At 64.2% G+C, this 21,450-nt stretch carries 13 protein-coding genes; 12 read left to right on the top strand and 1 reads right to left on the bottom strand.

What is annotated here, in order from left to right; translation table 11 throughout:
- Positions 1-37: 37 nt before the first annotated feature.
- From ilvD to HHL14_RS15340, 5 genes are all read left to right on the top strand, one after another.
- On the top strand, positions 38-1,711 hold the full coding sequence (gene ilvD, locus HHL14_RS15355; protein WP_206002347.1) for a dihydroxy-acid dehydratase: 1,674 nt from the start codon (positions 38-40) through the stop codon (positions 1,709-1,711).
- Positions 1,712-1,755: 44 nt separating this feature from the next.
- Positions 1,756-1,878, top strand: coding sequence for a hypothetical protein (locus tag HHL14_RS33595; protein ID WP_268966624.1), 123 nt, complete (start codon positions 1,756-1,758; stop codon positions 1,876-1,878).
- Positions 1,868-3,472: a GMC family oxidoreductase gene (locus HHL14_RS15350; protein ID WP_169498467.1), complete on the top strand. Its 1,605-nt coding sequence runs from the start codon at positions 1,868-1,870 to the stop codon at positions 3,470-3,472. Before HHL14_RS33595 ends, HHL14_RS15350 begins: the two co-directional genes overlap by 11 nt.
- Positions 3,473-3,554: 82 nt before the next feature.
- A complete protein-coding gene (locus HHL14_RS15345; protein WP_169498466.1) occupies positions 3,555-5,039 on the top strand; it encodes an aldehyde dehydrogenase family protein in 1,485 nt (494 codons plus the stop codon).
- A 39-nt stretch (positions 5,040-5,078) separates the two neighbouring features.
- Positions 5,079-6,734, top strand: coding sequence for an MFS transporter (locus HHL14_RS15340; protein ID WP_169498626.1), 1,656 nt, complete (start codon positions 5,079-5,081; stop codon positions 6,732-6,734).
- Positions 6,735-6,946: 212 nt separating this feature from the next.
- On the opposite strand, the gene glcC is transcribed toward HHL14_RS15340, so the two are convergent.
- A complete protein-coding gene (gene glcC / locus HHL14_RS15335; protein WP_230413053.1) occupies positions 6,947-7,723 on the bottom strand; it encodes a transcriptional regulator GlcC in 777 nt (258 codons plus the stop codon).
- 243 nt (positions 7,724-7,966) lie between these two features.
- Between glcC and glcD the strand changes: the two genes are divergently transcribed.
- The 7 genes from glcD (at position 7,967) to HHL14_RS15300 (ending at position 21,449) form a co-directional block, all read left to right on the top strand.
- A complete protein-coding gene (glcD, locus tag HHL14_RS15330; protein WP_169498465.1) occupies positions 7,967-9,463 on the top strand; it encodes a glycolate oxidase subunit GlcD in 1,497 nt (498 codons plus the stop codon).
- Complete coding sequence (gene glcE, locus HHL14_RS15325; RefSeq protein ID WP_169498464.1) at positions 9,463-10,569, top strand: glycolate oxidase subunit GlcE; 1,107 nt, start codon at positions 9,463-9,465, stop codon at positions 10,567-10,569. Before glcD ends, glcE begins: the two co-directional genes overlap by 1 nt.
- An 11-nt stretch (positions 10,570-10,580) precedes the next feature.
- A complete protein-coding gene (gene glcF / locus HHL14_RS15320; RefSeq protein WP_169498463.1) occupies positions 10,581-11,798 on the top strand; it encodes a glycolate oxidase subunit GlcF in 1,218 nt (405 codons plus the stop codon).
- Between the two features lie 505 nt (positions 11,799-12,303).
- Positions 12,304-13,143: an IclR family transcriptional regulator gene (locus tag HHL14_RS15315; protein ID WP_169498462.1), complete on the top strand. Its 840-nt coding sequence runs from the start codon at positions 12,304-12,306 to the stop codon at positions 13,141-13,143.
- 426 nt (positions 13,144-13,569) lie between these two features.
- The gene (locus HHL14_RS15310; protein WP_206002346.1) at positions 13,570-14,958 is read left to right on the top strand and encodes an MdtA/MuxA family multidrug efflux RND transporter periplasmic adaptor subunit; all 1,389 of its coding nucleotides are present in this window, start codon (positions 13,570-13,572) and stop codon (positions 14,956-14,958) included.
- 23 nt (positions 14,959-14,981) lie between these two features.
- A complete protein-coding gene (locus tag HHL14_RS15305; RefSeq protein ID WP_169498461.1) occupies positions 14,982-18,116 on the top strand; it encodes an MdtB/MuxB family multidrug efflux RND transporter permease subunit in 3,135 nt (1,044 codons plus the stop codon).
- A gap of 3 nt (positions 18,117-18,119) precedes the next feature.
- Entirely contained in the window at positions 18,120-21,449 is a 3,330-nt protein-coding gene (locus tag HHL14_RS15300) for an efflux RND transporter permease subunit (protein ID WP_169498460.1), read from the top strand.
- Position 21,450 lies beyond the last annotated feature (1 nt).

Below are 21,450 nucleotides of genomic sequence, written 5' to 3'. Positions count from 1 at the left end.
TTCCCGTTCTTACTTCGCACCGATATCTACCACGCTGATGAAAAAAAACTACCGCTCCAATTTCGCTCCCGGCAGCACGCGCTGGGCCATCCGACGTGCGCAATGGCGAGCACTCGGCATTTCCGATGCCGATATGGAGAAACCAAAGATCGCCGTCATCAACACGTCGTCCGAGTTGTCGATTTGCTACAGCCATCTCGACGAGGTCGCGAAGGTTGTCAAGCAGGCGATTCGCGACGCAGGCGGCCTGCCGTTCGAGATCAAGACCACCGCGCCCAGTGACTTCATCACAGGCGCGGGTCGTAGTGGCCGCTATCTGATGCCGTCGCGCGACCTCGTCGTCAACGACATCGAGACGTCGGTCGAAGGCGCCGTACTCGATGGCATGGTGTGCCTGAGCAGTTGCGACAAGACCGCGCCCGCCCATCTGATGGCCGCCGCGCGCCTGAATCTGCCGACCGTGCTGGTGATCGGCGGCTATCAGGGCTGCGGAAAGCTGGACGGCGAAAAAGTCGATATCGAGGACGTGTTCGAGTCCGCGGGCGAACTCGCGATGGGCCACAAAACGATCGACCAGGTCGAGCGCATGTGCGATGTCGCGATCAAGGGACCCGGTGTGTGTGCCGGCATGGGCACGGCCAACACCATGCACATCATGGCCGAAGCGATCGGCATGACATTGCCTGGCAGCGCCCCGATCGCGGCCGGCAGCCCGGCGATGCTTGAGCTGGCGGCACAAGCCGGCCGCCGGATCGTGGCGATGGTCAACGAAGATCTTCGCCCGCGCGACATCATGACGCCGGCGGCGTTTCGCAACGCCATCACGGTGGGCCTCGCGGTCAGCGGCTCGATCAATATGCTGCGGCATCTGCAGGGTGTCGCCGCCGAAGGCGAAGTCGATGTCAACGTGTACCAGCTCGTGCGCGAACTCGACGGCGCCGTGCCGTTGCTGTGTGCGATCAAGCCGAATGGACCGGGACGGATCGAAGATCTGGACGCAGCGGGAGGTTCCGCCGCGGTCATGACTCAACTGGCCGGGCTGCTCGATACGAGCGTGTTGACCGTCACTGGCCATTCCCTCGCAGAGAATCTCGCACCGCACCGGGTGCGTCGTCCGGACGTGATCGGCAGCATCGATCGTCCGGCGGCCAAAGGGCCTTCTGTCGTGATTCTGAGCGGCTCGCTCGCACCTGAAGGTTCAATCATGAAGCTCGGTCTCGGCGACAAAGCCGAGCGCTTCAGCGGACCGTGCCGCGTGTTCGAAAGTCAGGAAGCCGCGCTCGATGCGCTCGACGCCGGCCAGATCCGCGGCGGCGAAGTGGTCGTGCTGCGCGGGCTCGGCGCACGCGGCGGCCCGGGCGTGGCGTCTGCGTCGTGGTTTGTTGCAGCGGTCAACGGCGCTCAACTCGGCGCGGAAATTGCCGTCATTACCGATGGCCAACTGTCGGGATTGAACCGCGGCTTCACGATCGGACAGGTGATGCCCGAGGCCGCCGACGGCGGTCCGATCGCCCTCGTGAAAGACGGTGACATCGTCACCATCGACGTGAAGAACCGCTCGGTCGACCTGAATGTGCCGGCTGCCGAACTGGCCGAACGCGAAGCCGTAGCCGCTCCGCCCAAACCACCGGCACCTCGCGGCTGGTTGCGTATCTATCAACATCTTGTTCATCCGTTGTCGGAGGGCGGCTCGCTCATCCCGAAAGAATGAGTGCCTGCATCGCCCCGCAAAACAATCTTAAGGAGACACCTCGAATGCAGCATTTTCTGACAATGGCGACGATCGACGTTGCGCACGCAACACTGTCGCCGTTCCGCTTTTGCACCGACCATGCCGACTGGCATCCGGCCATAAACGGAAACGCGAATGCAAACTGAACAATTCGACTACGTCATCGTCGGCGCGGGGTCCGCGGGCTGTGTCCTTGCGAACCGGCTGAGCGCCGACGGCCAGCATCGAGTGCTGCTCGTCGAAGCGGGCGGCAAGGACCGCAACATCTGGATTCACGTGCCGCTCGGCTATGGCAAAACGATGTTCAATCGCAAGCTGAACTGGATGTTCGAAACCGAACCCGTGCCGCAACTGAATGCGCGCCGCGTGAAGCAGCCGCGCGGACGGGTGCTCGGCGGTTCGAGTTCGCTCAATGGCCTGCTTTACGTGCGCGGCCAACGCGAGGACTACGACGACTGGCAAGACATGGGTTGCGACGGATGGGGTTACGACGATGTGCTCCCCTACTTTATCCGTTCGGAAGATCAGCAGCGCGGCGCCGATCCCTGGCATGGCACCGGCGGCCCGCTGGCCGTGAGCGACTTCCCGGATGGCTCGCACCCGATCGCCGATGCATTCATTGCATCCGCAACTGCGCAGGGAATTCCGTCCAACGACGACTTCAACGGCGAGCGCCAGGAAGGCGTCGGCTATTTCCAGGCGACCGCGCGTAATGGTCGGCGCTGCAGCACCGCGGTTGGCTTCCTGCGCCCAGCCATGCGGCGCGGCAACCTGGTCGTACGCACCAATGCCAAGGTGCAACGCGTACTGTTTGCAGGCAAGCGCGCGACCGGAATTGAATATCGCCATGATGACGGTTCCGTTCATACCGCGCTGGCACGACGCGAAGTCATCCTGAGCGCCGGAGCGATCCAGACACCGCAGTTGCTCGAACTGTCGGGTATCGGTCAGCCAGCACTGCTCTCGCGTCTCGGCGTGCCGCTCGTCCATGCGGCGCCTGGCGTCGGTGAAAATCTGCAGGATCATCTCCAGGCGCGTTTGATCTACAACACTCGCGACAAGATCACCGTTAACGACGACCTCGGCAGTTTGTATCGCAAAGCCAGGATGGTACTGCGTTACGTCGCGAGCCGTCGCGGTCCGCTGACCTGGCTGGCAGGTATCGCAGGAGGCTTTGCGCGCACCGATCCGTCGCTGTCCCGTCCGGATATCCAGTTTCACCTGTATCCGTACAGCAGCGACCGGGCCGACCCGTCGCTGCATCCCTTCTCCGCATTCACGCTCACCGTCTGCAAGCTGCGCCCCGAGGCGCGCGGTAGCGTGCATGCCACATCGAGTGATCCGCTTGCGCCCCCGTCGATCCAGCCGAACTACCTGGACCACCCGGCCGATGTCGCGACGATGATAGCGGCGGTCAAGCTGGGCCGCTCGGTGATCGCCGGTACGCCCACGCAGCAGCTGGTCTCTCAGGAGTACTCGCCCGGACGCGACTGCCGCTCGGAAGCGGACATTCTCGAATTCATTCGGGAGAAGGCGTTTTCGGTCTATCACCCGGTTGGCAGTTGCCGAATGGGCAGCGATTTGGCGGCGCCTGTCGATCCGCAATTGCGCGTGCGCGGCGTCGATGGTCTGCGGGTGGCCGACGCTTCGATCATGCCGATCATTGTGTCGGGCAACACCAACGCCGCAGCCATCATGATCGGCGAAAAAGCCGCCGATCTCATCATGCAGTCGCAGTGATGATGAACACGCAGTCCCGTTGCGGGAAGCGCGATTGCCACGCAACGGCATTGCAACCGTCAATACTGCCAAGGAACCAACAATGAGCCACTTAACTCTCGAACAGGAACTCAAAACCGCCGGCACGTACGGCCATTTCATTGACGGCGATTTCCCCATACCGCGTGGCGAGACGGCACATGTCACGCTGAACCCGGCAAACGGGACGCCGCTGGCCCATTTCGCCGAAGCGACCAGCGCGGAAGTGGACGACGCCGTCAATGCCGCAAGGCACGCATTCCTGACCGTATGGGGCCGCATGACGGGTCGCGAGCGCTATGAACACATGCGTCGCCTCGCGGTAGAACTCGAACGGCGAACCGAACGACTCGCATGGTTGGAAACGCTCGATGTCGGCAAGCCGATCGGCGTCTCGCGCGCGACCATGCGCGATTTGCCCTACACGGTCGACTATTACGCGAGTGTGCTGCACGGCCTCACGGGCGAGACGCTACAGGTCGGCGAGCACGACGTGCTCAACTTCACGTTGCGCGAGCCGCTTGGCGTCTGTGCGCTGATCGTGCCGTGGAATTACCCGTTGACCCTGGCACTACTGAAGATTGCGCCGGCCATCGCGGCAGGTAATACCGTCGTGCTCAAACCCTCCGAGGTCACGCCGCTATCGGCGCTCGAACTGGCACGCGCGGTGGCCGACGCAGGCATTCCGGCCGGCGTCATCAATGTCGTGTTCGGCGGCGGTGCGACGGGCAACGCGCTGATCCACCATCCGGGTATCGACAAGATCTCGTTCACCGGCGGCACAGAGACCGGCAAACGTATCTATGCCGCCGCGGCCGCCGGTCTGAAGCGGGTTACGCTCGAGCTGGGCGGAAAATCCCCGCTCGTCGTGTTCGACGATGCCGATCTGCCGCGCGCCATCGAGGTCGCGAAAATCGACTCCATCCGTAACTCCGGCCAGGTATGCGCGGCCTGCACGCGGCTGATTGTCCACGAAGCCGTTGCGGATGCGTTCGTCGACGGTCTGACCCAGGCGCTCGCGGGCGTGCGCATCGGGGAGCCCGGCAACGACGAAACGGAAATGGGCCCAGTCATCAACGCCGCGCAACTCAAACGCATCAGCAGTTACCGCGAGGTGGGGCACGAGGAAGGCGCGCACTTTACCGAATGTCAGAACATCGACACGCGCGCCGACCTGAAGAACGGCTATTACACCGCACCCGCCCTCTTTCTGCAGGCGTCCAACGAGATGCGCGTCTCGCGCGAGGAAATTTTCGGCCCAGTGCAAACGGTCTTGCGCTTTCGCACGGAAGAGGAAGGCCTGCGGCTCGCCAACGACTCGCCCTATGGTCTCGCGGCCTGCGTCTTCACGCGTGACTCCGCGCGGGCGATCCGGACCGCCCGCACGATCCAGGCGGGCACCGTATGTATCAACTACGGCGTCAAGGCGGTCGTTGAAGCGCCATTCGGCGGTTACAAGCAGTCGGGAATCGGCAAGGAGAGAGGTCTCCAGGCCATGCTCGACGACACCCAGCTGAAGAGCGTTCGGCTATATCACGGTCGAACCTGAGCCGGCTGCGGCCGGCTCCACATAAAAAACGGAGACATGATGAGAGTTCCAGCGCAGTACGCCACGGCGGCGCAAACCGATACATCCATGCGGCGAGTCGTCATCGCGTCGTCACTCGGCACGATGTTCGAGTGGTACGACTTTTATCTGGTGGGATCGCTCGCCACCTACATCAGCACCGCCTTCTTTTCAGGAGTCAATGCAACAGCGGCGTTTATTTTCACGCTGCTCAGCTTTGCCGCCGGGTTTGTCGTCAGACCGATCGGCGCCATCATTTTCGGGCGCATTGGCGATATGATCGGTCGGAAGTACACGTTTCTGGTGACGATTCTGATTATGGGCTTTGCAACCTTCCTGGTCGGCATACTCCCTACCTTCGCGCAGATCGGAATCTGGGCTCCGATCGGATTCGTGACACTGCGCTGTCTGCAAGGACTCGCGATGGGCGGCGAATACGGCGGAGCGGTGACGTACGTCGCGGAACATGCGCCGAATAACCGTCGCGGCACCTGGACTGCCTGCATCCAGGCCACCGCCATCTTTGCGATTGTGCTCGCACTGGTCATCATCGCTGGCGTGCGCAGCCAGGTCGGCGAAACGCAATTCGTCGCGTGGGGCTGGCGCGTGCCGTTTCTGATTTCATTGGCTCTCCTCACCATCTCGATCTGGATACGCCTCAAGCTTCACGAGTCGCCCGCGTTCAGGAAAATGATCGCTGAAGGCAAAGGCTCGAAGGCGCCGCTCAGAGATGCGTTTGGCCGCTGGCCGAACCTGCGCCTTGTGCTCCTCGGTACGCTGATCGTCGCCGGGCAGGCCGTGGTCGGCTACACCGGCGAGTTTTATGTCATGTTCTTCCTGACAAAGACGCTGCAGGTCGACGGCGAGACGGCCAACATGCTGATGATGACCTCGTTATTGATCAGTGTGCCTATTTTTATCCTCGCCGGGGCACTGTCCGACGTCATTGGCCGCAAGCCGCTCATTGTCGGTGGCTGTCTCATCGCCGCGCTGACCTTCTTTCCGTTATTCAAAGCCCTGACCTTCTATGTCAACCCGGCGCTAGCACAAGCCCAGCAACGCTCACCGATCGTCGTGACCGCCGATCCGGCCGAGTGTTCATTCCAGTTCAATCCTGTTGGCGCCGCGAAGTTCACGACCTCGTGCGACATAGCGAAAGCCGCCCTGGCAACGCTCGGACTCAGCTACGACAACCGCATCGCAGCGAAAGGCGAGCCTGCATCCATCCAGATCGGTGAAAGTCTGATCCAATCCTACAACGGCAAGGATCCGCAAGCAAAGCTCGCAGAGACGAACTTTCGCGCGTCGTTGCGCGATACGTTGCATCGCTACGGTTATCCCGAGAAGGCCAATCGAAGCGCAATCAACTACCCGATGACGATATTGATTCTCGTCGTACTGATGCTCTTTGTCACGATGACATACGGGCCTATTGCCGCAATGCTGGTCGAAATGTTCCCGACGCAAGTCCGCTACACGTCGATGTCGCTGCCGATCAATATCGGCAATGGATGGTTTGGTGGCTTGCTGCCCGCTACTGCGTTCGCGATCGTCGCCACGAAGGGCAATATTTACGCGGGTTTGTGGTACCCCGTGATAGTCGCGTCGATCGCGGGTATCGTCGGGCTGCTGCTCCTCCGGGAAACAAGCGGCAAGGATATTACGTCGATGTCTTGAGAAAGGCGTTGGATCAACGATGAGCGACGCTGCAAACAAAAAATTCAAATAGCTCACTCATAGCGATTCATAGCGATATGGCACACGACCGACGGCAGAAAGGTGAAGCAACCGTCGGTCGTGTGCGTCTGGTCCTGCAGCTGGTCCTGCGCCGCGCATGCTTTTGCGCGCGCTCCCTATTCCCGCCTGAGACAGCACGTCCGCTGCAAAGCTCAGGACCACCCCTCAAGCCTTAGTGTCGCTCGAACCAGCCGCTGCTCCTCCTGCTCGATTTCGCGCAAGCCCGCGCAAACGCTGCTGATATGGTCCGCAGCTGCCTTGCGTGCCTGGTCCGGCAGTTTGCCAACGACAGCGTTGTAAAGCCTTGCGTGCTGACGATCGATGAGCCGCTTATGCGACTCCCGGTGATAGAGATTGTTGACAGAGGCGAACACAGAACTGAGCAGGAGATCCGTTAGCGTGCTGAGCGTATGCGACAGAACCGGGTTGTGCGACGCGTCGCAGATGGCAAGGTGAAAAGCATGATCCAGACGCGCGTGCTCGGAAGGTCCGGCTTCCGTATCGTGCGCTTCGATCATCTCCTCGTAGCGTCGCGTGATCATGACGTAGTCGGCCTGCGTGCCGCGCAGTGCCGCGAGTCGCGCAGATTCCGCCTCGAGGAAGCCTCTCACTTCCAGAAGGTCATAGAGCGTGCGCGGCTGGGATCCGAACAGATACAGGAGCGGCGAGATCTCGCTATGCCCGGTCAGGCTGGCGACGTATGACCCTCGCCCATGCGAGGTTTTAATGATGCCGCGAGCACGGAGGAGTTTAAGACCTTCGCGCAGCGCGGCCCTGGAAACGCCGAGCTTCTCTACGAGCCGCCGCTCCGAGGGCAACGGCTGTCCGCATTGAAGCACGCCGTCGACAATCAGCCGTTCGATGCGTTCTGCCACGACGTCGGCAACCTGACGGGCGGGCATGGCGTCCACGGTGTCGCGAGTATTCATATCGTGCCTTCTACCAGTGGTCTGTCCAGTCAAAACGATGAGGAAAACGAAATCCTGCACAACCAGCATCATGCTTAATTTCAGGGCCTATCGACAAGTCGTGCTGCGCGATCCCTCAAAAAAACTGGTCGGACCACCAGACCCGGCCATCGACAACGCCCGACGACGCGGCAACAATCTTTGCCAGAAACGCTTTGCCGGATGGTCGCCCCGACGCGTCGGTAAAGAGCGAGGAGACAATTCATGAGTTATCGCTACGACGAATCGGTCGATGGGCCGCTCGTCACGCACGACCGGCACGCCGTCGTTGCGGAGCTGCACCGCCGCGTGCCCGGGCTGACGATCCTGCACGAAACGGAGGACCTGCGCCCGTTCGAATGCGATGGGCTATCCGCCTACCGCACAACCCCGCTGCTCGTCGCACTACCCGACACGGTGGAGCAGATCGAAAAGCTGCTTGGCTATGCACACGAGGCACGCATCCCGGTGGTGGCGCGCGGTGCGGGCACCGGTCTTTCGGGCGGCGCGCTTCCGCTCGAGAAAGGCATTCTTCTCGTGTTGGCGCGCCTGAACCGCATCATCGAGATCAACCCCGAGGCGGGCATCGCCCGCGTTCAACCCGGCGTGCGCAATCTCGCCATTTCCCAGGCCGCTGCGCAGCACGGCCTTTACTACGCTCCCGATCCTTCGTCGCAGATTGCCTGCTCGATCGGCGGTAACGTCGCGGAAAACGCCGGCGGCGTGCATTGTCTGAAATATGGCCTCACGGTCCACAACATCCTCAAGCTCGAGATCCTCACCATCGAGGGTGAACACGTCACGCTGGGATCGGACGCGCTCGATTCGCCGGGCTTCGATCTGCTCGCGCTCTTCACCGGTTCGGAAGGCATGCTCGGCATCGTCGTCGAGGTCACCGTCAAGCTGCTCACCAAACCTCAAAGCGCACGCGTGCTGCTGGCGAGCTTTGACGACGTGGAAAGGGCCGGCTCCGCCGTCGCGGACATCATCGGCGCCGGGATCATTCCGGGTGGTCTGGAGATGATGGACAATCTCGCCATTCGTGCCGTCGAAGATTTCATCCGCGCTGGCTATCCCGTGGACGCAGAGGCCATCCTGCTGTGCGAAGTGGACGGCGCGGAAAGCGACGTTATTGAGGATTGCCAACGGGTGGAGATGTTGCTGCGCGCCGCAGGCGCAACCGACGTGCGACTCGCCCGCGACGAAGCCGAGCGTCAGAGATTCTGGGCAGGGCGCAAGAATGCCTTCCCCGCCGTCGGCCGCATCTCGCCCGACTATTACTGCATGGACGGGACGATTCCGCGCCGCGAGCTGCCCGGTGTGCTCACCGGTATCGAGCGCCTGTCGAAGGAATACGGGCTACGTGTGGCCAACGTTTTCCATGCGGGCGACGGCAACCTGCATCCGCTGATCCTGTTCGATGCGAACGCCGGAGAAACCGAGCGCGCCGAAGCGCTCGGCGGCGCCATTCTGGAGTTGTGCGTGAAGGCCGGCGGTAGCATCACAGGGGAACACGGCGTCGGCCGGGAAAAAATCAATCAGATGTGCGCGCAGTTCAATGCCGACGAGCTGACCTTGTTTCACGCGCTGAAGTCCGCGTTCGACCCGCACGGTCTGCTCAATCCCGGCAAGAACATTCCGACCTTGCACCGCTGCGCCGAATTTGGCGCGATGCACGTGCACCACGGCGCCCTGCCATTTCCCGAACTGGAACGATTCTGATGCACAACGAACCGATTGCAAGGGACGACAGCGAGCGTCTCGTCGACGAAGTCGCGCACGCCATGTCGACGCATACCGCGCTGAGCGTGCGCGGTGGCAACAGCAAAGCCTTTCTCGGCCGCGGCGTGCCCGACGGCGCGCGCGAGCTCGACACGCGCAGCCACAGCGGCATCGTTCGCTACGAGCCGACCGAGTTGGTCATTACCGCGCGTTGCGGCACGCCATTGTCGGCACTCTCGGCGGCACTGGACGCGGCCGGTCAGATGCTGCCTTGCGAGCCGCCCGAATTCGATGGCCACGCGACCCTCGGCGGCGCGGTGGCGAGCGGACTGTCGGGGCCGCGTCGGCCGTGGGCGGGCTCCGTGCGCGACTTCGTGCTCGGTTGCCGGCTGATCACGGGCAACGCGAAACATCTGCGCTTCGGCGGGGAAGTGATGAAGAACGTCGCCGGCTACGACATGGCCCGGTTAGCGGCCGGCAGCTTCGGTTGCCTCGGCGTCATCACCGAGGTCTCGCTCAAGGTATTGCCCAAGCCGAAAACAACGCGCAGTGTCGTCCTCGACATGAATCCGGGCGAAGCCATGACAGAACTGTTGAACTGGCGACGCAGCTCGCTTCCCGTCACCGGCGCGTGCTACGTCGACGGCCGCCTCCATGTGCGACTCGAAGGCGGTGATGGCTCCGTGGCGTCGGCGCTCGATCGCATCGGCGGCGAAGACCTCGGCATCGCGTTCTGGGCCGACCTGCGCGAGCGCCGCCTGCCCTTCTTTGCCGACCCGCGTCCGCTCTGGCGTGTGTCGCTGCCCGCCGCGGCGCCGCTCATGCCGCTGCCCGGCGACGTCATGCTGGACTGGGGCGGCGCACAGCGCTGGCTCAAGAGCAACGCGGCCGCGTCGGCGATACGCGCGGTCGCCGAAGCCGCGGGAGGTCACGCGACGCGCTACACCTCGCAGGCGGGGCCGGCCCCCGAGGCCCAAATCCCCAAAGCCGCCGAGACGCCGTTCATGCCGCTTCCCGCGCCGCTGCTGCGCCTGCATCGCGCGCTGAAAGCCCAACTTGATCCCCATGGCCTGTTCAACCCCGGCCGCCTTTACGCCGATTTCTGACTCGCGCAACCATGCAAACGAACCTCAGCGAACACGCGAAGACCCTCGCACGCGCCGACGAAGCGGAATCGATCCTGCGTAGCTGCGTGCACTGCGGCTTCTGCAACGCCACCTGTCCCACCTACCAGGTGCTCGGCAACGAGCTCGACGGCCCGCGCGGCCGCATCTACCTGATCAAGCAACTGCTCGAAGGCGAAGCCGTCACCGCGAAAACCCAATTGCATCTCGACCGCTGCCTGACTTGTCGGAACTGTGAGACGACCTGTCCTTCAGGCGTCACCTATCACGCGTTGCTCGATATCGGCCGTGCCGAACTGGAGCGGCGGATCACGCGCCCGACCGGAGAGCGCATCCTGCGCGAAGGGCTGCGCCAGGTCATCCCGCGTCCAACGGTGTTCAAGACGCTGCTGAAGGCGGCCCGTCTCGCGCGGCCCGTCCTGCCGGCATCGCTGCAACAGAAAATCCCCGCCGGCGGCGTAGCCGCCAAGCCCCGGCCCGCAGTGCGGCATAGCCGGCGCGTGCTCATGCTGGAAGGCTGCGTCCAGCCTACCCTGTCTCCCAACACAAACGCCGCCGCCGCGCGGGTGCTCGACCGGCTGGGCATCAGCGTGATCGCCGCATCGCAGGCCGGGTGTTGCGGCGCCGTCGACTATCACCTGAACGCCCAGGAAGCGGGACTCGCCCGTGCACGCCGCAACATCGACGCATGGTGGCCGGCGATTCAGGCCGGTGCGGAAGCGATCGTGCTGAGCGCCAGCGGCTGCGGCGCGTTCGTCAAGGAATATGGGCAACTGCTACGCGCCGACCCGCTCTATGCGGCAAAGGCCGCGCGCACGAGCGAACTGGCTCGCGATCTCGTCGAAGTGCTGGGTGCCGAGCCGCTCGACGCGTTGCAGACCGGCAGCCGCAAGCGCATCGCCTTTCACTGCCCGTGCACGTTGCAGCACGCCATGAAGCTCGGCGGCGCGGTCGAGGCGATCCTGACGCGGCTCGGCTACGATCTCACCGACGTGCCGGACGCGCATCTGTGCTGCGGCTCCGCCGGCACCTACTCCATCACGCAGCCGGCGCTTGCCACGACGCTGCGCGATCGTAAGCTCGACGCGCTCGAAAGCGGTCACCCCGAAGTCATCGCGACGGCAAACATCGGCTGTCAGACACACCTGGCCGGGGCCAATCGCACCAGCGTGCGGCACTGGATCGAACTCGTCGAAGACACGCTTCAATAATCCGGGGAATCGACCGCCGGCTTTCCCATTGCTGCGGGCTTTGTTGTTCGCCGATAGATATCAAAAAAAAAGCGCCACGTTGCCGTGACGCTTTAAAAAGTTCTAGCCATTCCGAGGGCCGTGCTAGAACCTGAGAGACGGTATTCGAAAGACGCTATTCAGAAGTCAGAAGTGAGAGGAGGAACCGGAAACCGGTGCCCCGCTTGATCGCGATCAGGCCATACCGCAGAAGCCTGGCGACTTCAAACCGACCGCCCAGTATTTGAGCAAACAGCGAGAGATTGCCTCATCTTTCGAAATGAGATTCCATTTTTTATGCTTATGCTGACTAAGTCAAGCAAAACATAAAACGCTTTCACCGATTTCAGTAATTTATTCCGATACAATGATTTTCTAAAGAAAAAATGAAACTAATAGATCGGTTTGGAGATCATCGCCGCCGTCATCGGACAGAGCGCCAATACGGCACGAATAAATAATTTGAAATATAGTTCTCAAAAAGCGTATGAACCGATCCAAGCCTTTTCCTCTCCCCGCTACGCCCGTCAAAGACAGTAAGGACGGCGCCGGCGACGAAGTCACCGCGCTCGCTCGCGGCCTGACCGTGCTGCGCTCGATCGCCGCCGCCCACGCGCCGCTCAGCAACCGCGAACTCGCCGAGCTGACCGGCATCCCGAAACCGACCGTCTCGCGCATCACCGCGACGCTGGTCGGCACCGGTTTTCTGCTGCGCCAGCCGGATAGCGAGCGCTTCGTGCTGACCTCGTCGGTACTGGAACTGAGCAACGGCTTTCTGCGTAATTTCGACATTCGCGCCCGCGCGCGCCCGTTCCTGATCGAACTCGCGGAACGCACCGCGCTGTCGGTGCATCTCGCGGTGCGCGACCGCTACGACATGGTGGTGATCGATACGATCCGGCCGCGCTCGGCGGTCCTCGTCTCGCGGCTCGAGATCGGCTCGCGCATGAGCCTCGCACGCACCGCGGTCGGCCGCGCCTATCTCGCGGCGCTCGCCGAGCCGGAACGCGACCAGTTGCTCGCCGGCCTGCAGACGGCCGAAGGCGACGAATGGGGCTACCTCGGCAGCCGCCTCGACAACGCGATCCGCGACACGCTCGAGCGCGGCTTCGCGATCGCCACCGGCGAGTGGTACGACGGCCTGAACGCGATCGCGCTCGGCTTCGTCGGGCCGTCGGGCGAACGCTACGCGGTCAACTGCGGCGGCTCGGCCGACCAGTGTCCGCGCGACTGGCTGATCTCGAGCGCCGCGCCGGCCCTGCTCGACTGCATCGGCAAGATCGTGCTGGAAATCGGCGGCACACCGGGGCGCCGGCTCGATCAGTAAACCGCCGGGCGCACTTCCTCCTGTCAAGCGGCCGGCCGCCGCAAGGCGACCCGGATTTCGCCAGTCCACCGCTTCGCCAACAATTTCCCTACGTCTCTGTAACCTTCGTAATCAATCGAAAAATACGTGGCTGGACTGTTACAGAGGCCGCAACGTACGATCACGCATCCCGGTCGCGGGAACGCATGCGGCGCGCCGTGAGCGCGGTCGCCAACGGCCCCGCCCGGCCGTGACGACTCCGCATTGCCGACTCCGCACTGCGTTAACATCTTTGTCCCGCGCGTCGGGTAGTATCGCGCTGAACGTTGCACGGCGCGCCCGCAGCCGAAACCGCCTGTCCCGCCGCCCGCGTGCCGGTGCCCTCCGTTCGACGGCGGCAACCGCGCGAGCGGCTCACATCACCAAGCCAGCCACCTGACCGAATCGATGGACGAACAACAAAAGCACCCGGAAACCCAACGCCCTGTCGCTTCCCAACCGTCCGCGGGCGGCGCGCAAGCGAGCGCGCCCGGCGCAGTGAAGCGGCATCGCGGCCGCACCATCGCGATCATCGTCGCCGTGCTGATCGTGCTCGGCGTCGTGCTGTGGCGCTGGCATCCGTGGGGCGGACCCGGCAGCGGCGCGAGCGCGCCCGGTGCCGCGAGCGGCGCGCGCGGCGGCCGCTTCGGCCGGGGCGGTCCGAACGCGATGGCCAATATGGCGCAACCGGTGCACGTCGCGACCGCGTCGCAAGGCGAAATGCCGGTCGTGCTGACCGCGCTCGGCACGGTCACGCCGCTCGCCACCGTCACCGTGCTGCCGCAGCTGAGCGGCGTGCTGCAGCAGGTCTATTTCAAGGAAGGCCAGATGGTCAAAAAGGGCGACGTGCTGGCCCAGATCGATCCACGCCCCTATGAGATTTCGCTGCGTAACGCCGAGGGCACGCTGGTGCGCGACCAGGCGTTGCTCGCCACCGCGCGCCTCGATCTGAAGCGCTATCAGACGCTGCTCGCGCAGGACTCGATCGCGAGCCAGCAGGTCGACACCCAGGCGTCGCTGGTGCGGCAATACGAAGGCACGGTCAAGTCCGACCAGGCGAACATCGACAGCTTCAAGCTCGACCTCGTGTACGCGCGCATCACCGCGCCGGTGTCCGGGCGCATCGGTCTGCGCCAGGTCGACGCGGGCAACTACGTGACCTCGGGCCTCACCAACGGCATCGTCGTGATTACGCAGCTCGATCCGATCAGCGTGGTCTTCACGACCTCCGAAGACAACCTGCAGCAGATCATCCAGCACACACAGAACGGCGAGCAGCTGTCGGCCACCGCGTACGACCGCAGCAACACGCACCCGCTCGAAGTCGGCTCGCTGAAGACGATGGACAACCAGATCGACACGAGCACCGGCACGGTCAAGCTGCGCGCGATCTTCGAGAACAAGGACAACCGCCTGTTCCCGAATCAGTTCGTCAACACCCGCCTGCTCGTCGATACGATCAAGGACGCGGTGATCGTGCCGACCTCGGCGGTGCTCAACGGCTCGATGGGCACCTTCGTGTACGTCGTGAAGCCGGACAACACGGTCACCGTGCGCCAGATCAAGGTCGGCCCGGTCGATGGCGAGCGCACCAGCATCCAGTCGGGCCTCGCGGTCGGCGAGCGCGTCGTGATCGACGGTTCGGACCGTCTGCGCGAAGGCGCGAAGATCACGATCCCGGCCGACCGGCCGCGCGGCGCCTCGGGCGCGCACGGCGCGAGCGACGCTGCCGCTGCGTCCGGTGCATCCGGCGCGCACGCGCACCACGGCCGGCACGCGTCGCAGGCTTCGCAATAAAGTAAAGGCACGGCACTTACCGCATGAATCCATCCCGCGCCTTTATTCTGCGTCCCGTCGGCACCGCGCTGCTGATGGCGGCGATCATGCTGGTCGGCCTCGTCGCGCTGCGCTTTCTGCCGCTCTCCGCGCTGCCCGAAGTCGACTATCCGACCATCCAGGTGCAGACCTTCTATCCGGGCGCGAGCCCGGACGTGATGACCTCGTCGGTGACCGCGCCGCTCGAACGGCAGTTCGGGCAGATGCCGTCGCTGAACCAGATGTCCTCGCAAAGTTCGGCCGGCTCGTCGATCATCACGCTGCAGTTCAGCCTCGATCTGCCGCTCGACATCGCCGAGCAGGAAGTGCAGGCCGCGATCAACGCGGCCGGCAACCTGCTGCCGTCCGACCTGCCCGCGCCGCCAATCTACGCGAAGGTCAACCCGGCCGACGCGCCGATCATGACGCTCGCGATTACCTCGAAGACACTGCCGCTCACCCAGGTGCAGGACCTCGCCGACACGCGGCTCGCGCAGAAGATTTCGCAGGTCGCGGGGGTCGGTCTGGTGAGCCTGTCGGGCGGCCAGCGCCCGGCGATCCGGATTCAGGCGAATCCGCGCGCGCTCGCCGCGTACGGCCTGAATCTCGACGATCTGCGCACCACCGTCTCGAACCTCAACGTCAACACGCCGAAGGGCAACTTCGACGGCCCGACGCGCAACTACACGATCAATTCGAACGATCAACTGACCGACGCCTCGCAGTACAAGACTGCGGTGATCGCGTACAAGAGCGGCCGCCCGGTGATGCTGACCGACGTCGCGAATATCGTCGAGGGTCCGGAGAACACCAAGCTCGGCGCGTGGGTCGACAACACCCCGGCAATCATCCTGAACGTGCAGCGCCAGCCGGGCGCCAACGTGATCCAGGTGGTCGACAGCATCAAGAAGCTGCTGCCGCAGCTGCAGCAGGCGCTGCCCGCCGCACTCGACGTGCAGATCGTCACCGACCGCACCACCACGATCCGCGCATCGGTGCGCGACGTGCAGTTCGAACTGGCGATGTCGGTCGTGCTGGTCGTGCTGGTGATGTACCTGTTCCTCGCCAACGTCTACGCGACGATCATTCCGAGCCTCTCGGTGCCGCTGTCGCTGATCGGCACGCTCGCGGTGATGTACCTGTGCGGCTTCTCGCTGGACAACCTATCGCTGATGGCGCTGACCATCGCGACCGGCTTCGTCGTCGACGATGCGATCGTGATGATCGAGAACATCGCGCGCTACGTCGAGGAAGGCGAGCCGCCGCTCGAAGCCGCGCTGAAGGGCTCCAAACAGATCGGCTTCACGATCATCTCGCTGACGGTCTCGCTGATCGCGGTGCTGATTCCGCTGCTCTTCATGGGCGACGTGGTCGGCCGCCTGTTCCACGAATTCGCGATCACGCTCGCGGTGACCATCGTGATCTCGGCGGTTGTCTCGCTGACGCTCGTGCCGATGATGTGCGCGAAGCTGCTGCGCCACACGCCGCCGCACGAGAGCCACCGCTTCGAGGCGAAGGCGCACCGCGCGATCGACTGGGTGATCGCGCGCTACGCGGTCGGACTCACGTGGGTGCTGAACCGGCAGCGCTCCACGCTGGTCGTCGCGGTCCTCACGCTGGTGCTGACCGGCCTGCTTTACGTGTTCGTGCCGAAGGGCTTCTTCCCGGTGCAGGACACCGGCGTGATCCAGGCGATCACGCAGATGCCGCAATCGGTGTCGTTCGCGTCGATGGCCGAACGCCAGCAGGCGCTCGCCGACCAGATCCTGAAGAATCCGGACGTCGAGAGCCTGACCTCGTTCATCGGCGTGGACGGCAGCAACATCACGCTGAACAGCGGCCGCATGCTGATCAACCTGAAGCCGCGCGACGACCGCAGCAACACCGCGAGCGAGGTGATCCGCCAGTTGCAGCACGACGTCGCGCACATCGCGGGCGCCACGCTCTACATGCAGCCGGTGCAGGACCTGACGATCGACTCGACGGTGAGCCCGACGCAGTACCAGTTCATGCTCACCGATCCGAACATCAGCGAATTCACCACGTGGGTGCCGAAGCTGGTCGACCGGCTGAAGCAGTCGCCCGAACTCGCGGACGTCGCGACCGATCTGCAGGACAACGGCCGCTCGGTGTTCATCGAGATCGACCGCGCGACCGCCTCGCGCTTCGGCATCACGCCGGCCACGATCGACAGCGCGCTGTACGACGCGTTCGGCCAGCGCATCATCTCGACGATCTTCACGCAGTCGAACCAGTACCGCGTGATCCTCGAAGCGCAGCCGGAGATGCAGCACTACACCGAGTCGCTGAATTCGATCTATCTGCCCTCCTCCACGTCGAGCGGCGGCCAGGTGCCGCTGTCGTCGATCGCGAAGTTCATCGAGCGGCCCGCGCCGCTGCTCGTCACGCACCTGAGCCAGTTCCCGGCCACCACGGTGTCGTTCAACCTCGCGCCGGGTTCGTCGCTCGGCGCGGCGGTCAAGGCGATCGATCAGGCGCAGAAGGACATCGGCCTGCCCGCGTCGTTCCAGACCCGTTACCAGGGCGCGGCGCTCGCGTTCCAGGCGTCGCTCGCGAACGAACTGTTCCTGATCCTCGCGGCGATCGTCACGATGTACATCGTGCTCGGCGTGCTGTACGAAAGCTTCATCCATCCGATCACGATCCTCTCCACGCTGCCGTCGGCCGGCGTCGGCGCGCTGCTCGCGCTGCTCATCACCGGTCACGATCTCGACATCATCGGCATCATCGGCATCGTGCTGCTGATCGGTATCGTGAAGAAGAACGCGATCATGATGATCGACTTCGCGCTCTACGCCGAGCGCGAGGAAGGCAAGCCGCCGCGCGAGGCGATCTACCAGGCGTGTCTGCTGCGCTTCCGGCCGATCCTGATGACCACCCTGGCCGCCCTGCTCGGCGCGCTGCCGCTGATGCTCGGCACCGGCGCAGGCTCGGAGCTGCGCCGCCCGCTCGGTATCGCGATCGCCGGCGGTCTGATCGTGAGTCAGTTGCTGACGCTGTTCACGACGCCGGTGATCTACCTCGCGTTCGATTCGCTCGGCCGTCGGCTGCGCGAGCGCTTTCACCGCGACGACTCGTCCGGTAGCGCAACGCCGCCCGCCACCGACGCAGGGAACTAGGCGATGAATCTGTCGCGTCCGTTTATTTCCCGTCCGGTCGCCACCACGCTGCTGGCGATCGGCATCGCGCTGTCGGGCGTGTTCGCGTTCACGAAGCTGCCGGTCGCGCCGTTGCCGCAGGTCGACTTCCCGACCATCTCGGTGCAGGCGTCGCTGCCGGGCGGCAGTCCGGAGACCGTCGCGACCAGCGTCGCGAGTCCGCTGGAGCGGCATCTGGGCTCGATCGCCGACGTCACCGAGATGACCTCGCAAAGCTCGGTCGGCTCGACGCGCATCACGCTGCAGTTCGGCCTGAACCGCGACATCGACGGCGCCGCGCGCGACGTGCAGGCCGCCATCAACGCGGCGCGCGCCGACCTGCCCGCGAGCCTGCGCAGCAACCCGACCTATCACAAGGTCAACCCGGCCGACGCGCCGATCCTGATTCTCGCGCTCACCTCGAGCACGCTGACCGCCGGGCAATTGTACGACTCGGCGGCCACGGTGCTGCAGCAGTCGCTGTCGCAGGTGCAGGGTGTCGGCGAAGTCGACGTGAACGGTTCGGCGAACCCGGCCGTGCGCGTCGAGCTGCAGCCGCACGCGCTGTCGCACTACGGGATCGGCCTCGAAGACGTACGCGCGGCGCTCGCCGCGGCCAACGCGAACAGCCCGAAGGGCGCGATCGAGTTCGGCGAAAACCGCGTGCAGCTGTACACCAACGATCAGGCGAGCAAGGCGTCGCAGTACAAGGACCTCGTGATCGCCTACCGCAACGGCGCGCCGGTCAAACTCTCCGACATGGGCGAGGTCGTCGATTCGGTCGAGGACCTGCGCAATCTGGGTCTGTTCAACGGCAAGCACTCGGTGCTGGTGATCCTGTACCGGCAGCCCGGCGCGAACATCATCGAGACGGTCGACCGCGTGAAGGCGATGCTGCCGCAACTGCACGCGTCGCTGCCGGCGGACGTCGACATCGAGCCGACCTCGGACCGCTCCACCACGATCCGCGCGTCGCTGAAGGACACCCAGCGCACGCTGGTGATCGCGGTCGCGCTGGTCGTGATGGTGGTGTTCCTGTTCCTGCGCAACTGGCGCGCCACGCTGATTCCAAGCGTGGCGGTGCCGATCTCGATCGTCGGCACGTTCGGCGCGATGTACCTGATGGGCTTCTCGCTCGACAACCTGTCGCTGATGGCGCTGACCATCGCGACCGGCTTCGTGGTCGACGACGCGATCGTCGTGCTGGAGAACATTTCGCGGCATATCGAAGACGGCATGCCGCGCATGAAGGCCGCGTTCATCGGCGCGCGCGAGGTCGGCTTCACGGTGATGTCGATCAGCATTTCGCTCGTCGCGGTGTTCCTGCCTATTCTGCTGATGGGCGGCATCGTCGGGCGCCTGTTCCGCGAGTTCGCGCTGACGCTGTCGCTCGCGATCGCGGTGTCGCTGGTGGTGTCGCTCACGCTCACGCCGATGATGTGCTCGCGGCTTCTGCGCGAGAAGCACGAACAGCGCGAGGAAGGCCGCTTCGGCCGCTGGCTAGAACGCGGTTTCATGTCGATGCAGAACGGCTACGAACGCACGCTGCGATGGGCGCTCGCTCACCCGCTGCTGATCGTCGGCATTCTGCTGCTGACCATCGCGCTGAATATCGCGCTCTATATCATCGTGCCGAAGGGCTTCTTCCCGCAGCAGGACACTGGGCGCCTCGTGGGCGGTATCCAGGCCGACCAGAGCACGTCGTTCCAGGCGATGAAGGGCAAGTTCTCCGAGATGATGGCGATCGTCGGCAAGAACCCGGCGGTCGAGAGTGTGGTCGGCTTTACCGGCGGCCGGCAGACCAACTCGGGTTTCATGTTCGTGTCGCTGAAGCCGAAGAGCGAACGCAAGCTGTCCGCCGACCAGGTGATCCAGCAACTGCGCGCGCCGCTCGGCGACGTGGCCGGCGCGCGCACGTTCCTGCAGCCGGTGCAGGACATCCGCGTCGGCGGCCGGCAATCGAACGCGCAGTATCAGTTCACGCTGCTCGCCGATTCGACGCCCGATCTCTACAAGTGGGGGCCGAAGCTCACCGAGGCGCTGCAGGCGCGCAAGGAGCTCGCGGACGTGAACTCCGACCAGCAGCAAGGCGGCCTCGAAACGATGGTGACGATCGACCGCGCCACCGCGTCGCGCCTGGGCATCAAGCCCGCGCAGATCGACAACACGCTGTACGACGCGTTCGGCCAGCGCCAGGTGTCGACGATCTACAACCCGCTGAACCAGTATCACGTCGTGATGGAAGTCGCGCCGCGCTATTGGCAGAGCCCGGAGATTCTCAACGAGATCTACGTCAGCACGTCGGGCGGCACCGCGAGCGGCGCACAGACCACCAACGCGCCGGCCGGCACCGTGACGACTGCCACCGCCGCCACGACCAGCGCGACGACCAGTGCAACAGCGGGCGGCACCGCAGCCACCACCGCGACGAGCGCGGCCAGCATTGCCGCCGACTCGGCGCGCAACCAGGCGATCAACTCGATCGCGGCGAGCGGCAAGTCGAGCGCGTCGTCGGGCTCGGCGGTGTCGACGTCGAAGGAAACGATGGTGCCGCTCTCGGCGATCGCGAGCTTCGGGCCGGGCACCACGCCGCTATCAGTCAATCACCAGAGCCAGTTCGTCGCGTCGACGATCTCGTTCAACCTGCCGCCGGGCGTGTCGCTGTCCACGGCCACCCAGGTGATCTACGACACGATGGCCGAGATCGGTATGCCGGCGACGATTCACGGCAGCTTCCAGGGCACCGCGCAGGCGTTCCAGCAGTCGATGTCCGATCAGCCGATCCTGATCCTCGCCGCGCTCGCGGCGGTCTACATCGTGCTCGGCATCCTGTACGAGAGCTACATCCATCCGCTGACGATCCTGTCCACGCTGCCGTCCGCGGGCGTCGGCGCGCTGCTCGCGCTGCTGCTCTTCAAGACCGAGTTCAGCATCATCGCGCTGATCGGCGTGATTCTGCTGATCGGTATCGTGAAGAAGAACGCGATCATGATGGTGGACTTCGCGATCGACGCGTCGCGCAAGGGACTGTCGTCGCACGACGCGATCTTCCAGGCCTGTCTGCTGCGCTTCCGGCCGATCATGATGACCACCTGCGCCGCGCTGCTCGGCGCGCTACCGCTCGCGTTCGGCAGCGGCGAAGGCGCGGAGATGCGCGCGCCGCTGGGTATTTCGATCGTCGGCGGCTTGATCGTGAGTCAGATGCTCACGCTCTATACGACCCCGGTCGTGTATCTGTACATGGATCGCATCCGCGTGCGTTGGGAAGCGCGCAAGGCGCGCCGCAGCGGTGGCACGGCGCCGACGTCGGGCTGAT

It is taken from the genome of Paraburkholderia antibiotica, from assembly GCF_012927125.1.
Taxonomy (GTDB): Bacteria; Pseudomonadota; Gammaproteobacteria; order Burkholderiales; family Burkholderiaceae; genus Paraburkholderia; species Paraburkholderia antibiotica.
This window is presented reverse-complemented; position numbering and strand designations above follow the sequence as displayed.

Excerpts from the sequence above, each read along its gene's own strand:
- ilvD (WP_206002347.1), top strand. The coding sequence starts at position 38 with ATGAAAAAAAACTACCGCTCCAATTTCGCTCCCGGCAGCACGCGCTGG.
- HHL14_RS33595 (WP_268966624.1), top strand. The coding sequence starts at position 1,756 with ATGCAGCATTTTCTGACAATGGCGACGATCGACGTTGCGCACGCAACA.
- HHL14_RS15350 (WP_169498467.1), top strand. The coding sequence starts at position 1,868 with ATGCAAACTGAACAATTCGACTACGTCATCGTCGGCGCGGGGTCCGCG.
- HHL14_RS15345 (WP_169498466.1), top strand. The coding sequence starts at position 3,555 with ATGAGCCACTTAACTCTCGAACAGGAACTCAAAACCGCCGGCACGTAC.
- HHL14_RS15340 (WP_169498626.1), top strand. The coding sequence starts at position 5,079 with ATGAGAGTTCCAGCGCAGTACGCCACGGCGGCGCAAACCGATACATCC.
- glcC (WP_230413053.1), bottom strand. The coding sequence starts at position 7,723 with ATGAATACTCGCGACACCGTGGACGCCATGCCCGCCCGTCAGGTTGCC.
- glcD (WP_169498465.1), top strand. The coding sequence starts at position 7,967 with ATGAGTTATCGCTACGACGAATCGGTCGATGGGCCGCTCGTCACGCAC.
- glcE (WP_169498464.1), top strand. The coding sequence starts at position 9,463 with ATGCACAACGAACCGATTGCAAGGGACGACAGCGAGCGTCTCGTCGAC.
- glcF (WP_169498463.1), top strand. The coding sequence starts at position 10,581 with ATGCAAACGAACCTCAGCGAACACGCGAAGACCCTCGCACGCGCCGAC.
- HHL14_RS15315 (WP_169498462.1), top strand. The coding sequence starts at position 12,304 with ATGAACCGATCCAAGCCTTTTCCTCTCCCCGCTACGCCCGTCAAAGAC.
- HHL14_RS15310 (WP_206002346.1), top strand. The coding sequence starts at position 13,570 with ATGGACGAACAACAAAAGCACCCGGAAACCCAACGCCCTGTCGCTTCC.
- HHL14_RS15305 (WP_169498461.1), top strand. The coding sequence starts at position 14,982 with ATGAATCCATCCCGCGCCTTTATTCTGCGTCCCGTCGGCACCGCGCTG.
- HHL14_RS15300 (WP_169498460.1), top strand. The coding sequence starts at position 18,120 with ATGAATCTGTCGCGTCCGTTTATTTCCCGTCCGGTCGCCACCACGCTG.